Below are 15,893 nucleotides of genomic sequence, written 5' to 3' on the forward strand. Positions count from 1 at the left end.
GCGTTCAATCTGAGCCATGATCAAACTCTTCAATTAAAAGTAGTTCAATCAACTCAATGAATTACGCGTTTTTGCTTAGCTTCATAATGAAACTTTGCTGAACACTCATTCAAAAGTTGCAATACAAATATTTCTGTTTGCTTACTTCTGCAAGTGCCCACACAGTTTGCTTGGCTTGATAGTATTGTTAAAGAGCGTTGCTTCTTTCGAAGCAGGGAGGCGTATTCTACACTTCCCAGTCGTTTCGTCAACCACTTTTTAGCGGCTTTTTTCAGCCCGGCTGAAACAAAACGCCGTTGCCTGAATCCCTTCCGGATAACTCATGACAACGGCGGCGAATTATAGTGATCTCTCTGAGCCTTTCAAGATCTTTTTCGGACCACTTTGATCGTTTGCTCAGAAGTTCACCAATTTGGTGTTTTAATCTTCTTTCTCAGTCTTTTCTGTTTCTTTTTTGGTCTCTTTATTGTCATTAAAGTCTGCGTCATCGTCGTCGTCATCACCAACGACATGGCCCAACTTCAATTTCTTCACATTCTTTATGGTTAATACCGGGCCTGACAAAGCATATAAAAAGAATATAGAGAACAGCACTAATGATGGTTGCGTCGCAACAATCACGAAAGCCAGTACAATGACCAGTATGACTAAAAATGAAACTTTACCTTTCCAGTCAACGTCTTTAAAAGAGTGGTAACGGAAGTTGGTTACCATCAATAGGCCGGCACAAATGGTAACAACAGCAGCGAAGCCTGCTATATCGCTCCCTTCAACACCGTATTCAGAACCAACCCAGACTAAACCGGCAACGATTGCTGCAGCGCTGGGTATAGCCAGCCCCTGAAAGAACTTTTTATCGGAAGAACCTAAGTTTGTATTAAAGCGCGCCAGGCGTAATGCACCACCAGCCACAAAAATAAATGCCGCTAACCAGCCAATTTTTCCGAGATCAGCCAAGGCATAGTTGTACATAACCAAAGCAGGTGCCATACCAAAGGATACAATATCGGCCATACTGTCGAATTCAGCACCGAAATCGCTCTCTGTATTGGTCATTCTTGCAACCCGACCGTCCAGCCCATCAAAAACCATTGCGATAAAAATTGCTACAGCCGCCTCTATAAAGCGATCGTTCATTGACGCAACTATGGCATAGAAGCCCGAAAACAGGCCTGCAGTTGTAAACAAGTTTGGCAATAAATAGATACCGCGGCTCTTACCACTGGCATTTGAGCTGTCATTACTCATGTATAAAACACTCTTTAGTCACTAATATGAAAGTAGTCAGGTTATCACATTAGGGCTTCGAACAGGAAATGCCCGAAGCTCTGTGTGGTTATTGCGTGATCACTAACCGCTCATTTTCAACACTTACTTTGATCGGTTTAGCAGGCTCAAGTTCCCCTGACAAGATTTTTTGCGCTAACGGGTTTTCCAGCTCATGCTGAATTGCACGTTTAAGAGGGCGTGCCCCGAACACAGGATCGAACCCAGTTCTAGCAAGGTGAGATAAAGCGTCATCATCCAACTCAAGCTGATACTCTTTTTCTTCCAGGCGCTTATAAAGAAGCTGCAACTGGAACTGCGCAATAGAGCGAATTTCACTTTCTCCAAGAGGATGGAAAACAACGGTTTCATCCACACGGTTAATGAACTCCGGACGGAAATGATGCGCCAGCACTTCCATTACCTCAGCCTTCATCTGCTCATAAGTATGCTCTTTGGCATGCTCCTGAATTAAATCGGAGCCAAGGTTAGAGGTCATAATAATAACGGTGTTTTTGAAATCGACCGTACGCCCCTGCCCATCGGTTAGGCGGCCATCGTCCAATACCTGCAATAAGACATTAAAGACATCTGGGTGAGCCTTCTCAATTTCGTCGAGCAAAATTACCGAATAGGGTTTACGCCGCACGGCTTCGGTTAAGTAGCCACCTTCTTCGTAGCCAACATAGCCAGGAGGCGCACCAACCAGGCGAGCAACCGAATGCTTCTCCATAAACTCGGACATATCAATACGTACCATCGCATGGTCAGTATCAAACATGAAGTTAGCTAAAGCCTTAGATAATTCAGTTTTACCCACACCGGTTGGACCAAGGAATAAGAATGAACCAATAGGACGGTTTGGATCCCCAAGCCCTGCGCGTGAACGACGAATCGCATTGGAAACCGCATCTACGGCTTCATTCTGACCCACTACCCGACTGTGGATTTGCTCTTCCATGTGCAACAGCTTTTCGCGCTCGCCTTCGAGCATTCTGTTAACCGGAATACCCGTCCAGCGTGACAATACGTCAGCAATTTCTTCTTCGGTAACACGGTTTTTGAGCAAGCTCATATCCTGCATTTCAGCCTGTAAGGCTAAATCCAGCTGTCGCTCCAGTTCAGGAATACGACCATACTGAAGTTCAGACATACGGTTTAAGTCACCGGCGCGACGAGCAATATCCATATCGGTACGAGCCTGTTCTAACTGAGCTTTAATATGCTGGGTACCTTGTACCGCCGCTTTCTCAGTATTCCAGATCTCTTCCAGTTCTTCGTATTTACGTTCTTGTTCATCAAGCTCGCCGTGCAGAATTTCCAGACGTTTCTTGCTGGCATCATCTTTTTCTTTCTGCAACGCCTGACGTTCAAGCTTCAACTGAATAATCCGGCGCTCCAGACGATCCAAATCTTCCGGCTTAGAGTCGATTTGCATACGAATACTTGATGCCGCCTCGTCAATTAAGTCGATAGCCTTATCCGGCAGTTTACGGTCACTGATATAGCGATGCGATAAAGACGCCGCGGCCACAATGGCCGGGTCTGTAATTTCTACCGAATGGTGTAGTTCGTAGCGCTCTTTCAAACCACGTAAAATAGCAATGGTGTCTTCCACGTTCGGTTCTTCCACCAAAACTTTCTGGAAGCGTCGTTCAAGTGCCGCATCTTTTTCAATATACTGGCGGTATTCATCCAGCGTAGTAGCGCCAACACAGTGCAGTTCTCCACGAGCCAGGGCAGGCTTCAACATGTTGCCGGCATCCATCGCACCGTCCGCTTTACCTGCACCAACCATAGTGTGCATCTCGTCAATGAACAAAATGATGCGGCCTTCTTCTTTAGAAAGCTCGGTTAATAAAGCTTTGAGTCGCTCTTCAAACTCACCACGGAATTTTGCGCCCGCTAATAACGCGCCCAAGTCCAGAGACAATACCCGTTTATGCTTTAAGCCTTCAGGTACTTCACCGTTAACGATGCGCTGTGCCAGTCCTTCTACAATGGCGGTTTTACCAACACCTGGCTCACCTATAAGAACCGGGTTGTTTTTTGTGCGGCGCTGCAATACCTGAATCGTCCGGCGAATTTCTTCATCACGGCCAATAACAGGGTCTAGCTTGCCCTGCTCCGCACGTTCGGTTAAATCTATGGTGTACTTGTCCAGCGCCTGGCGTTTATCTTCGGCATTGGGGTCATCCACTTTTTCACCATCGCGAATGTCGTTAATGGCTTTTTCCAGCGCATCACGTTTTATTCCCTGCTGACGAAAAATATCGCCCAGCTTGCCTTTATCTTCCGTTGCAGCCAGCAAAAACAGTTCCGACGAAATGTACGAATCATTTCGTTTCTGCGCGTATTTATCGCAAAGATTCAAAAGTTGAGCTGTGTTTTGCGATAACTGAACGTCACCACCGGTGCCTTCAACCTGAGGTAAGGCATCCAGAGATTTCGACAGATTTGCTCTGAACTGGGGAATGTCCACGCCCAGCATCGTAAATAAAGGGCGCACTGAGCCACCATTTTGATCCAACAGTGCCTGCATTAAATGGACGGGTTCTATGAATTGATGGTCACGTCCCAGAGCAATTGACTGAGCATCAGCAATTGCCATCTGAAACTTACTGGTAAATTTATCGTGTCGCATCGGTACTTCCTCACTTAATTCTTTCGTTAAGTTAAATGTGGGTACTTTTTGCGCATTTTCAAGTGATTAAAATTAATTTCGCCAAATAATTGACGCAAACCTTGCTGCAGCTTTCTCCTTACGCCACGAGTACCAGCTTGTGTTATTGCGGACAGTGCATTCGGCACTTTGGGTAATATTTTTGACTCCCGTGCGTAAACACTCGGCCTCTGCAATTGAGGTTAAATCGGCTAACCATTTACCAGAGTGAGAAAGAAAGTATTCCGCATTAGATGAATCGCGAGCAACAAAAGCATCTCGTACGTCATCTCCGACTTCAAAGGCCGAAGCGCCGATAGACGGTCCTATCCAAATTCGAATGTTAGCCGCCGGTGCTTTAAAGCTTGCCAGAGCATTTTGTAATACTCCGTCGGCTAAACCACGCCACCCGGCGTGCACGGCTGCAATTTCTTTTCCGTCATCTGAACAACAAAGAATAGGCAGACAGTCTGCGGTTAGCACAGCGCAGACGCTCTGAGGTGAACTGCTGTAAGCGGCATCAGCAACCGCTGATTTAAAAGGCCAATCCAAAACCTTATTGGTATGCTGTTGCTGCAGCCAGGTAACTGCGGTTGGTAGCCTAAGTGAACGTTGCAGTTGCCGGCGACGCAGCAGAACAGCAGCCGGGTCATCTCCCACATGAACCGCTAAATTGCCAAACTCTCTGGTTGTCACTGCCGCATGAACGTTCGGCGGCAGTTCCCAGTCCGGCGTTAAAATGGCTTCATGCCGATTTAAAGCGTTCGTTATCAACTCGCAACTCTTCAATCAAATATTGAAAATCTTTAGGGCGCGGAACATTAAACTCCAGCCAGTCCCCGGTAATTGGGTGGTGCAAGCCCAGCGATGCCGCATGTAGCGCCTGGCGATTAAACCCTCGCAAGGTTTGCAATAGACGATCTTCAGCCTGTTTGGGCGGACGCGGGCGACCACCGTAGGTTAAATCACCGACCAAGGGGTGCCGAATGTGCGCCATATGCACGCGAATTTGGTGAGTTCGGCCGGACTCTAAACGCAAGCGCAATAAGGTATGTGCTCTATAACGGTCCAACACACGATAATGAGTAACCGCCGGTTTCCCAGACTGCACAACTGCCATATGTGTGCGTTTCGTCGGATGACGTCCAATAGGCTCATCAACCATACCACCCGCTGTCATAACGCCATTACAAACAGCCTCGTACTCACGGGTGATTTCCCGGGCCTGCATCATTGACACTAATTGAGTCTGCGCCGGTACATTACGCGCTACCACCATTAACCCGGTGGTATCTTTGTCTAAACGATGAATAATTCCCGCTCGTGGCACGAGGTCGAGTTGCGGAGCATAGTGTAGCAAACCGTTTAATAGGGTTCTGTCAGGTGCACCGGCTCCGGGGTGAACAACCAGCCCGGCAGGTTTGTTGATAACAAGAATGTCCTCGTCTTCATATACGATGTCCAGTTCTACCAGTTGTGCTTCATGCCGCTCTTCACTCTCAATTTCAGCGTCCACAGCAACTAAGCTACCGGCAACCACTTTTTCTCGCGGTTTTTCGATAACTTTTGTATCAACGGTCACTTTTCCATCGGTTATCCAGCTTTTTAGCCTTGACCGGGAGTAGTCGGGGAACAACTCTGCAAGTGCCTGGTCTAATCTTTTTCCAGCCAGAGACTCGGTAACAATGGCTTCTAATTCAATGCTTTTGTTCATATATTGGGTTTCGACTGTCAAAGCCTTTACGGCTGCGTTAGAATGCAAGAATATGCTAGTGTAACGGTTTGCCGGTGCAGCGCCAAAAAAATAAAGGGAATCCTTCATAATATGTTTAGTAATAAGTTAGGCCGAAGCGTCGTTTTATCATCGGTTCTGGGGTTAATGTTAGCTGGTTGCTCAAGTCAATCAGAAGAAGAACAGGTGTCAAAAACACAAATAGAAGCTATGTATGACCAGGCTCAGGAGAGCATGTCCAACGGCAACTTAAATTTGGCACAAGAACAATTGTCAAACCTTAATCGCCGTTATCCTTTTGGTCCTTTCGCTCATCAAATTCAGTTAGATCTTATCTATCTACACTACAAGTTAGATAATACTGACGAAGCCCTGGCCGCTATCGATCGCTTTATTAGTCTTAACCCAAACCATAAAGATGTGGATTACGCACTTTATATGCGTGGGCTGGTAAACCAGAGAGCGGAACATAATGCGATACACGAACTCGCAGGTGTTGATCGTTCCGATCGTGACTCTTCAATGGCTCAGGAAGCGTTTAAAGATTTTGCTGAACTCATCCGCAAATATCCGGACAGTGGATACGCAGCAGACGCTAAACAACGTTTAATTGCATTAAAAAGCCGTTTAGCTAAGAAAGAACTGGCAATTGCGCAATACTATATGGAGCGTCAGGCTTATTTAGCAGCAGCTAACCGTGGACGTTATGTATTAGAACACTTCTCGGACACACCGGAAGTAGAAAACGCATTAGCCATTATGGTAGAAAGTTACGATCAGCTTGAATTGCCTGAATTACGTGAAGACGCAATGAAGGTATTGCGAGCTAACTTCCCTAATAATCAGTTAGTTTCAGCTCGCTAATTTTAACTATTCAGTCGACGCGGTAATTTATACCGCGTCTTCGTTTTCCTCTCCGGTACGAATACGAATAACCCGTTCAATATCGGTAATAAAAATTTTGCCATCACCAATTTTACCGGTCTGAGCCGTTTCCATTATCGCCTCAATACAACGCTCAACTTCGCTGTCGGCAACGACAACTTCCAGTTTTACTTTGGGCAGGAAATCGACCATATACTCAGCGCCCCGATAAAGCTCGGTGTGACCTTTTTGACGACCAAAGCCTTTTACCTCTGATACCGTCATACCAGCAATTCCAACCTCAGACAGCGCTTCACGCACATCGTCCAATTTAAACGGTTTAATAATGGCTTCAACTTTTTTCATCAGTGTTGTCCTATTGACCTTGTCGCTGTAATTCATGGCGATAGTGACTGGTAATAGGGTAACGACGATCTTTACCAAAATTACGAGGCGTTACTTTAGGGCCAACTGCAGATTGTCTGCGTTTATATTCGTTCAGATCCACTAAACGAATAACCCGACGCACATCATCTTCTGCAAACCCTGCCGCAACAATGTCGGTTACCGACCAGTCCCTCTCTACATACAATGCCAGAATGCGATCTAAATCGCTATAGTCGGGTAGAGAATCAGAATCGACCTGGTCTGGTGCTAATTCAGCCGAAGGAGGTCTGTCGATGACACGTTGTGGGATACACGAGCCGCGACTATTTCTGAACTCAGCCAATTGATAAACCAGTAATTTCGGAATGTCTTTAATTGGCGCAAATCCGCCGCACATATCGCCGTATAAAGTTGCATAACCGACAGCCATTTCACTTTTATTGCCCGTTGCTAACACAAGCGAACCGGTCTTATTCGACAAGGCCATAAGCAATACGCCGCGGCAACGCGATTGTAAGTTTTCTTCTGTCGTGTCGGGTTCCGTTTCACCGAATAACGGCGACAGTTGATTCATAAACTCGTCAAACATAGGTTCAATCGGCACCGCATCATAACGAACACCCAGCGTTTTCGCCTGCTGCTCTGCGTCTTCCAGACTCATATCCGAGGTATAACGAAACGGCATCATTACAGCATGAACTTTATCGGCACCTAAAGCGTCGCTGGCAATTGCCAGGGTTAGTGCTGAATCAATACCGCCCGACAAGCCCAGAGCCACTCCGGAAAAACCATTTTTAGTGACGTAATCACGCACCGCTAACACCAACGCATCGTATACGTGAGCCAGGTCATTCTGCTCAGCCTGAGCTTCAAATCCGTTACAGACAACCTGGTTATTTTCGTAAACCACGGTTGCTGTAGTCATTTGGCAATGTGGCAACTCAGCCACCAGATTACCTTCTGCGTCGATAACCAAAGAATGACCGTCAAAGACAAGCTCATCCTGAGCGCCGCAATTATTCAGGTATAAAATGGGCTTACCGGTTTCGGCAACACGCTGTTTCAGTACGCCCAGACGTTGTTCGTGCTTGTTAAGCTCGTAAGGTGAAGCATTAATTGACAGCACAAGATCGATATCGTCATCCAGCAATTGCTGTAACGGTTGTGGATGCCATAGATCCTCACAAATTTGCAGGCCAATACGAACACCCTGCCATTCGAATACCTGACTCTGATGGCCAGGAATAAAGTAGCGCTGCTCATCGAAAACACCATAATTCGGCAGGCGTTGTTTAAAGTAGCGCAACAAGCATTCACCACGATGTAAAACCGACATCGCATTAAATAGCTCACCACCTATAGCCTGAGGATGACCAACAATGACAACGCATTCAGACGCCGCTGCACTGATTTGCTCAACCGCATTGTCGACAGCCTGATGTAAGTCTTCGCGGAACAGTAAGTCCTCTGGCGGATAACCCGTAATAGCCAGCTCAGGAAAGACAATAATGTCGTGTTGCTCGCCCTGTTCACGTAAAGTTTTAAGAATTAAGGCGGTGTTGTTGTGAATGGCGCCAACCGTAAAGTCCAGCTGTGCCATGCACAATGAAAGTTTTGCCATAACTGCTCAGTCCAAATTTGCCATTGCCGATATCGGCCCGAATGGGGCGGAATGATATAGCAGCCCGCCCCAACGCGCAAATGATGGATTAATAGCGCAGGTCATCCGGAATGTCTTTATCGGTTGGTGGCTTCTTAGGGCGCTTAGCCTGACCTTGCTTAAACATTCGTAACTGATAGACATAAGCCAGAATTTGCGCCACAGCAATAAACAGACCTTTGGGAATTTCCTTTTCAAGTTCCGTGGTGTGATAAATTGAACGAGCAAGCCCCGGTGAAGCGACCAGAGGAATTTCATATTCCAGTGCAATTTCCCGGATTTTTGCTGCCGTTTCATCGGTTCCTTTTGCCAGCAAGACTGGCGCCTGAGCGCCTCCGTCTTCATATTTTAACGCGACCGCATAGTGCGTCGGGTTGGTAACCACAACATCAGCCTTCGGAACTTCCTGCATCATACGGCGGTTAGCCATTTCCATCTGCAAACGGCGAATACGACCTTTAACTTCGGGGCTCCCTTCGGTGTCTTTATGTTCGTCTTTGACTTCCTGCTTACTCATTTTTAAGTCTTTATTATGCTTCCAGAGTTGGAACGGCGCATCAATAACGACAATTAAAAACATTGAGCAACACAGCAGTAAAAACATCCAGAGCAGCGTATCCAGCGCATTGCCAACCATAGTTGGCATTTGCCCCATAGACATCTGCAATATGTCGACAAACTGCCACTTTAATAAGAAATATGCGGAAACCGCGACCACCATAAACTTGGCAATAGCTTTGACCAACTCCACCAACGCCTGAACACCAAACATGCGCTTAAAACCGTTAAGCGGACTCATTCGGTTGAACTTGGGTGCCATTGCCTGAGCGGAGAAGTTAATGCCGCCAAGCCAACTGTTTCCGAGGAAGGTAAAGACAACAATAAAGGCAAAAATGCTCAGAATGGGCCATAGGATCTCGCCAAAAGAAACAGCGAATGCCTCATAGATTTTAGTGGTATCAAAGGCCTGTTGTCGGTCAATGGTGAACATGGTCTCAAACACATTCCGCACGGCCCGATACAGCGCACCGCCAAACCAAAAGAAAGCGACCGCTGCGCTGACCAATACAAAGGCTGTTCCCATCTCCTTTGAACGAGCAATTTGCCCTTTTTCACGGGCCTGCTGTTTTCGTCGCTCCGTGGGGTCTTCAGTACGTTCCTGATCAGTTTCAGCCATGCTTATTGCCCTTTGTCAGCAAAAGTCGATTTAAGCGCATTGACTACCCAGTATTTCACACATGGTCTGCACAACCCGAGCCCACTGATTCTCGAAATGAAAGATAAAACCGCCCATAGTCAACCACACAACCACCAAACCACTGACCATGGTTATAGGGAAACCAATCGCAAATATGTTCAATTGCGGTGCGGCGCGAGTCATAACACCAAAGCTCAGGTTAATTAAAAGCAGGGCAATGACTCCGGACAACATTGCCGTTAACGCAGCAGAGAACATATAAACGCCCCATTCGGCCACAGCAAATAAAGCATCGGCATCGAGTCCTGTCATACCAACGGGTATTGCATCAAAACTGGCAACCACCATATGAATCATTAGCAGGTGACCGTCGAATGCCAGAAACACCAAACTTGCCAGCATTAAAAAGAATTGTGCAATAACCGGTACTTGCTGCCCGTTGGTGGGGTCGACCATAGACGCAAAGCCCAGGCCAATCTGCATCGCAATGATCTGTCCACCTAAAACAAAGGTCTGCAGAAATAGAATAGAGAGCAAGCCCAGGGCAACACCAATAACAACTTGTTGAGCCGTTACCACAAAGCCGCCGACCGACATCATTTCAACACCGGCATCAACCTCCGGCAGTGCCGGCGATACAGCAAGAATAATAGCTAAAGATAAGAAGATCTTAATACGGGAATTAACAATGGTGCCGGAGAAAAGCGCCATGCTCATTATCATTGAAGACACCCGGGTCAAAGGCCACAGGTGCTGCTCCAACCACTCGAGCACAACGGAGGTTACCAGATCCATCAGCCGACCACTTCGGGTATCCGGTTAAACATCTCTATGGTGAAGTCCATCACCGTCTCTGTCAGAAAATGCCCACCAAGGCCAATAACCGCAAGAGTGACTAATAGGCGCGGTAAAAAACTTAATGTTTGTTCGTTAATTGACGTAGCCGCCTGGAAAACGGCGACCACCAGACCAACCAACAGGCCCGGCACGATAATAAAAGCCACCATAATGACAATTGTCTTTAAGGCTTCCTGGAAAATGTCGAGAAACATTTCTGGTGACATAGTGCCTCCTAGACCCCGAAACTTCCGGCCAGGGTACTCATGGTTAAACTCCAGCCATCAACCAGCACAAACAACATGAGCTTGAAGGGTAGCGAAACAATCATGGGGGACAACATCATCATACCCATGGCCATGAGAACACTGGCAACCACCAGGTCAATAATCAAAAACGGAATAAAGAGCATGAAACCTATTTGAAAGGCCGTTTTTAGCTCGGAGGTAATAAAAGACGGAATAAGTACCGACATGGGCACATCCTCCGGCTCTTCCACACCTTCTGTGCCCGAAATTTCTACAAAAGTTTCTAAATCCGTTAACCGCGTCTGCGCCAGCATAAAGGCCTTTATTGGAGCCTTCGCTCTGTCGACAGCCTCCATCGACTGTATCTCTTCATTTAAGTACGGTTGCAGCGCTTTGTCGTTTATTTCGTTCAGTACCGGCGTCATAATAAAAAAGCTGAGAAATAACGCGATACCCAGCAACACCTGATTAGAAGGCGATTGCTGCAGACCAATTGCCTGACGCAAAATGGCCAGAACAATAATAATTCGGGTAAACGACGTCATCATGATGACCATGGCAGGAATGAAGGTCAGTGCCGTCATTATTGCCAGAATTTGCAGGGTTACGGAATACTCTTCACTTCCATCCGGATTTGTTTTCACCGTAACGGCGGAAATATCCTGCCAGGCAAATGCCTGATCCGGCAGCAAACACAAAAGGGTTAAAATACTAAGCCACAACCAGCGGTTCATTGTTCTTCTTTTCCTTCCAGGTTGATATCGCTCGGGAGTTCTTTTAAACAGTCTATGCGTTGTTGGGTAACACCAAGCAACAGTTTTTGTCCACCCACTTCAACAATCACTAACCGCTCTTTTGTTCCTAAAGATACGCTACTCAATACTTTCATACCAGACGCGCCCTGAAACTTCAGGTTAAAGCGCTTTAAAAGCGAAGCCAACACAACTATCACCGCCAAAACGGCAAAAAGCGCCAAAACCATGGCGCCTATGTCATTGCCCGAGATAATGCCGGCTTTCTCTTCTGTCTGAGCGTATGCTGCAGAAGGAATAAGCAGCAAACTAGCGAAGCTTACGAATACGTTCAATCTGACTAATAACATCGGTTAAGCGTATCCCGAATTTATCATTAACAACAACCACCTCGCCGTGTGCTATCAAGGTGCCATTAACCAGTACGTCTAATGGTTCACCGGCAACACGTTCAAGCTCAACCACAGAGCCCTGGTTCAATTGCAGCAAATTACGAATGCTGATTTGGCTACGGCCAACTTCCATTGAAATCGTGACCGGAATATCAAGAATCGCATCCAGCTTGCGTTTTTCTTCTTCGGTTACAGGCTTATCTTCACTAAGCTCTTCCAACTCGGCGGTTTGCACGTTATCCATACCCGAATGACTTGACGCTTTTCCGCCATCTTCACTCGCTTCAGATTCGCCGCCTTCTTCGTCTTCAGCAGCTGCCTGTTCAGCCATTGCTGCTTCCCAGTCATCCATATCTTTATCATCGTTACTCATGTTGCAACCTCACTTTCTCAAGCAGCAATTATTATAAATCAATGTCTTCTTCTAACTGTTGCAGCTCGGCGTCACCACCTATGCGGCGACCACCACGCGTCAACATATGAATATCAGACTTAACGGTTTCAGGACGTTTAATTTTCTCTGAAATTTTCAGAGCAACGTTGTCTCTTGAACGCCCCATTTTTGCGTGGAAGGTCGGTAAGTCCTCAATGAGCACGGTTAAATCATCCGGTAACTCAAGTGGAATAACATCCCCTTCCCGCAGCTCCATCACTTCTCGCAAGGACATTTCGGTTTGCGCCAGTTTGGCAATCATTTCTACCGGAACATCCATAATTTCGTCACGCAGTGCCTTACTCCAGCGCATATCGGTGTCTTCTTTATCCGACTGCACACCAGCATCCAGCAGCTCGCGAATCGGTTCCAGCATTGAATAAGGCAAAGCAATATGGAAGTCACCACCGCCGCCATCCAGCTCAATATGGAAAGAGCTAATGACAATAACCTCGGTCGGGCTCACTATGTTTGCCATGGCCGGGTTAACTTCCGAGTCTAAATACTCAAAGCCCACATCCATAACCGGAGCCCAGGCTTCTTTGTAGTCTTCAAAGACAAGCTTGAGCAACATTTGAATAATGCGGCGTTCCGTAGGCGTAAATTCACGTCCTTCAATTTTTGCGTGGTAACGTCCGTCACCACCAAAAAAGTTATCCACCAGAATAAAGACTAACCGCGCTTCCATGGTAATTAGCGCCGTCCCTTTTAACGGACGAAAACGCACCATGTTTAAACTGGTTGGTACGAACAAGGTATGCACGTACTCACCAAATTTAATCATCTGGACGCCGTTAATCGACACTTCTGCTGTGCGCCGCATCATGTTAAATAAGCTGACCCGCATATGACGGGCAAAACGCTCATTAACAATTTCCAGCGTTGGCATACGACCACGGACAATTCTATCTTGCGATGAAAAGTCATAATCGAGCGCATCCGCAGAAGCGGACTGTTTCTCTGTATCCTCTTCCTCAACGTCATCGACGCCATGCAACAGCGCGTCAATTTCGTCTTGAGATAGTAAGTCACTCACCGCCATAATAGCTCACTTATTGCATTACCAAGCTGGTAAATAAAACCTGTTCCACAACCGACTTCCCGGTCACTTCTTCAAGCGCAGAGCGCACTTCAGTGAGTGCTAACTCACGCAGCTGACCTTTACCCTCGGCTGTCTTTAATCTGTCCGCCGTTGACGAAGAAAATACCTCGTGCAAGGTTCCTTCAATGAGCGGAATATGTTTTTTCGCCAGTTCTTCATTTTCCTCACCGCGAACCATAAGTTGTGCTTTAATTTGCACGGTTCGTTCACGTGAGTCGCCCGGAACAATAAAGACAAACGCTCTGGGCATGCCCACATAGAGCGCATTACCGACTTCCGGTCGCGACGACGAAGACGGCGCTGGCGAGCCACTTCCACTTGTCGCCGGTTCATCCGAAGAAGACGACGAACCGCCAAATAACCAGAGAACGAGCACGACAGTCACGATTAAAACAATACCGATAATGCCGGACAGTATTAATTTCTTCTTTTTGCCGCCAGCTTTTTCTTCGGTTTGTTCTTCTTCGTTATCGTTTTTATCTTCTGCCATGCGTTATGTCCTGTGTCACTGTCTAATAACAGTTACTATAGCTTGATCGTTGCTTTAGTTATACCGTTTCAAACATAGAAATCGACCTGCCCGTCGGCAAGAACTCTACCTTCATCCAAAGCAATTTCGCCCTCTACGGCCCAGTCTTCTGACTCTTCAGCTGAGCCACCCTGGCCACCGGCAGTGCGTTCGCCTTCTTTACTTTGTTCACCCACCTGAGTGTCGGCTAAGTCGATGCCCTGTTGTTCTAACATCTCACGCAGACGCGGCATTGCCGTTTCTATTGCATCTTTGGCTTGTGCACTTTGCACCTGAAACTGCACCGAAGCCTGTTCACCACTCATATTAACCCGAATCTGAACACTGCCAAGCTCGGGCGGATCCAGACGTATATCAGCTCGCTGAATATTGCGGCTCATCATAATGTTGATGCGCTCCTGCAATTTTTGCGATGCTTCTGTCTGCTGCAAGTCCAGAGGACGCTGCAGAGCCTGCAAAGTATTACTTTGACTCGATTCGTTAGCCGCTACAGTACCTTGTGTCGTAGACACCATCTGACCTTGTATTGCGCGGGCCGCGTTAGCATCCGCTAAAGCATCAGTGTTGTTTCTGAACACCTGACTCTGTTGCGCTGAATCAGGCAACTTAGTATCGACATCCACTGCGTTGGCTAAACCATCGGCTTTGCCCGCAGACTGTTTGCTCTCATTACCCTTAATAGCGGTATCGCCAGCCTCAGTCTTTTCTTTTCCTACTTTGCCGTTAGTTGCTGTAATGATCGGTTCCGATACTTTTTCACTATGCCCGGTGCGGCCTTTTAATAATTGTCGTACTTCTGCCAAAAGCTGTTCTGCTTTGGCCGCCTGCTCTTTGCTCAACACCTGGAACTTATCAGTGTCATTATTCTGACCGGCTAAAAGCTGACGTAGCTCAGCGGTAAACTGCTGTAATTTTTTCTGTTCCGCCAGGCTCAGTTCACTATTTTCGCCTTTCGACTTTTGTGCCGAAACCTGCTGCTCTAACTGCTTCAATAGGGTAAGCAACTCTTCCGAGCTTTGCGGCTTGGTTGCTCCCTTATCCACAGACTGCTGTGCAATAGCTTGCTCGGCCGCCTGGTTCAACGCCTGAGTCAGCGCCCTTTCATTACCGACCAATAACTTATCCGCATCGGCTTCTGGTAACATAGGCTCCATTAAGTTAACAATGAACTTACCCGCATCTTCTACCGCTTCACCGGCATTTTCACCTTGCTCAACGGCTTGTATCATCTGCTGCAATTTTGACTGTAACGCTTGCTTGTCTTTATCCGTCATGCCGGCCAGCAATTGATCGGCAAACTTCTGCCGCTCCGCATCCGTCATTACAGTCTCGCTACTTTCACCGTCGGCACTCGCTTTATCAAGCTTAGCTAGCAAAGACTGCAACATTTTTGACAGTTCTTCATCACTTAATTCCAGTTCGCCGCTGTCGGGCTCAACGTCAATTTCACCAATGACAGCCGCCTTGCCTTCAACTTTAATATCCGCGGTTTCCTGCTGCATTTGTTGCAACAGTTCCCATAGGTTTCGGGTAACTGGCTCACCGACATTTTTACGGTCAATTTCACGACCTTTAGAATCGCCGTTGGCAGCCTGGTGGGCTTCTAATTTGGCGGCCAATTGTTGCAGCTCTTTATCGCCGGAATTTTGCTTGATCATCAAACGAGAGAACTCACTGCTTTCGCCTTCAGCGTTTTTCACTGATAGCCCTTTCCCTTTACCCATACGGGCAAAGTTATCGGCAGATTCGGTTAAGTTGAGCAGCTGTTGCATAGTATTTTTTCCTGAATTAAGTGCTTATTCACGCTTTGCTTAATTTTCTCATCAATAAC

16 protein-coding genes are annotated in these 15,893 nt (G+C 47.0%); 1 reads left to right on the forward strand and 15 read right to left on the reverse strand.

All coding sequences use genetic code 11. The features are described from left to right. Window positions 1-420 precede the first annotated feature (420 nt). From pssA to rluD, 4 genes are all read right to left on the reverse strand, one after another. Window positions 421-1,248 carry a CDP-diacylglycerol--serine O-phosphatidyltransferase gene (gene pssA, locus BM359_RS11940; protein ID WP_054490680.1) on the reverse strand — a complete coding sequence of 276 codons (828 nt, stop codon included), beginning with the start codon at window positions 1,246-1,248 and terminating at the stop codon, window positions 421-423. An 88-nt stretch (window positions 1,249-1,336) separates the two neighbouring features. After that, on the reverse strand, window positions 1,337-3,910 hold the full coding sequence (gene clpB, locus BM359_RS11945; RefSeq protein WP_054490678.1) for an ATP-dependent chaperone ClpB: 2,574 nt from the start codon (window positions 3,908-3,910) through the stop codon (window positions 1,337-1,339). Window positions 3,911-3,982: 72 nt separating this feature from the next. Next, the gene (gene pgeF, locus BM359_RS11950; RefSeq protein WP_234972501.1) at window positions 3,983-4,702 is read right to left on the reverse strand and encodes a peptidoglycan editing factor PgeF; all 720 of its coding nucleotides are present in this window, start codon (window positions 4,700-4,702) and stop codon (window positions 3,983-3,985) included. Next, a complete protein-coding gene (rluD, locus tag BM359_RS11955; protein WP_054490692.1) occupies window positions 4,674-5,642 on the reverse strand; it encodes a 23S rRNA pseudouridine(1911/1915/1917) synthase RluD in 969 nt (322 codons plus the stop codon). The genes pgeF and rluD overlap by 29 nt, the downstream gene beginning before the upstream one ends. Window positions 5,643-5,753: 111 nt before the next feature. On the opposite strand from rluD, the gene BM359_RS11960 reads away from it, so the two are divergent. Next, window positions 5,754-6,524: an outer membrane protein assembly factor BamD gene (locus tag BM359_RS11960; RefSeq protein WP_054490676.1), complete on the forward strand. Its 771-nt coding sequence runs from the start codon at window positions 5,754-5,756 to the stop codon at window positions 6,522-6,524. Window positions 6,525-6,551: 27 nt separating this feature from the next. Here BM359_RS11960 and glnB read toward each other — a convergent pair whose 3' ends face one another. From glnB to BM359_RS12015, 11 genes are all read right to left on the reverse strand, one after another. Next, on the reverse strand, window positions 6,552-6,890 hold the full coding sequence (glnB, locus tag BM359_RS11965) for a nitrogen regulatory protein P-II (protein WP_054490674.1): 339 nt from the start codon (window positions 6,888-6,890) through the stop codon (window positions 6,552-6,554). Between the two features lie 10 nt (window positions 6,891-6,900). Beyond that, a complete protein-coding gene (locus BM359_RS11970) occupies window positions 6,901-8,532 on the reverse strand; it encodes an NAD+ synthase (RefSeq protein ID WP_054490672.1) in 1,632 nt (543 codons plus the stop codon). 88 nt (window positions 8,533-8,620) lie between these two features. Next, window positions 8,621-9,748, reverse strand: a complete 1,128-nt coding sequence (gene flhB / locus BM359_RS11975) for a flagellar biosynthesis protein FlhB (RefSeq protein WP_054490670.1) — start codon at window positions 9,746-9,748, stop codon at window positions 8,621-8,623. A gap of 30 nt (window positions 9,749-9,778) precedes the next feature. Then, complete coding sequence (gene fliR / locus BM359_RS11980) at window positions 9,779-10,564, reverse strand: flagellar biosynthetic protein FliR (RefSeq protein ID WP_054490668.1); 786 nt, start codon at window positions 10,562-10,564, stop codon at window positions 9,779-9,781. Then, window positions 10,564-10,833, reverse strand: coding sequence for a flagellar biosynthesis protein FliQ (gene fliQ / locus BM359_RS11985; RefSeq protein WP_054490666.1), 270 nt, complete (start codon window positions 10,831-10,833; stop codon window positions 10,564-10,566). Before fliQ ends, fliR begins: the two co-directional genes overlap by 1 nt. Window positions 10,834-10,841: 8 nt before the next feature. Then, window positions 10,842-11,588 (reverse strand): flagellar type III secretion system pore protein FliP, encoded by a 747-nt coding sequence (fliP, locus tag BM359_RS11990; RefSeq protein WP_054490664.1) that lies wholly within the window; start codon window positions 11,586-11,588, stop codon window positions 10,842-10,844. Then, entirely contained in the window at window positions 11,585-11,941 is a 357-nt protein-coding gene (gene fliO / locus BM359_RS11995; protein WP_233399236.1) for a flagellar biosynthetic protein FliO, read from the reverse strand. The genes fliP and fliO overlap by 4 nt, the downstream gene beginning before the upstream one ends. Next, on the reverse strand, window positions 11,916-12,371 hold the full coding sequence (fliN, locus tag BM359_RS12000) for a flagellar motor switch protein FliN (protein ID WP_054490660.1): 456 nt from the start codon (window positions 12,369-12,371) through the stop codon (window positions 11,916-11,918). Before fliN ends, fliO begins: the two co-directional genes overlap by 26 nt. Before the next feature lie 31 nt (window positions 12,372-12,402). Continuing rightward, window positions 12,403-13,467 (reverse strand): flagellar motor switch protein FliM, encoded by a 1,065-nt coding sequence (gene fliM / locus BM359_RS12005; RefSeq protein WP_054490690.1) that lies wholly within the window; start codon window positions 13,465-13,467, stop codon window positions 12,403-12,405. Window positions 13,468-13,483: 16 nt separating this feature from the next. Then, a complete protein-coding gene (gene fliL / locus BM359_RS12010) occupies window positions 13,484-14,023 on the reverse strand; it encodes a flagellar basal body-associated protein FliL (RefSeq protein WP_054490658.1) in 540 nt (179 codons plus the stop codon). A 68-nt stretch (window positions 14,024-14,091) separates the two neighbouring features. Then, window positions 14,092-15,834 (reverse strand): flagellar hook-length control protein FliK, encoded by a 1,743-nt coding sequence (locus BM359_RS12015; protein ID WP_054490656.1) that lies wholly within the window; start codon window positions 15,832-15,834, stop codon window positions 14,092-14,094. Window positions 15,835-15,893: the final 59 nt, after the last annotated feature.

The organism is Idiomarina abyssalis (genome assembly GCF_900116625.1).
GTDB classification, from domain to species: Bacteria; Pseudomonadota; Gammaproteobacteria; order Enterobacterales; family Alteromonadaceae; genus Idiomarina; species Idiomarina abyssalis.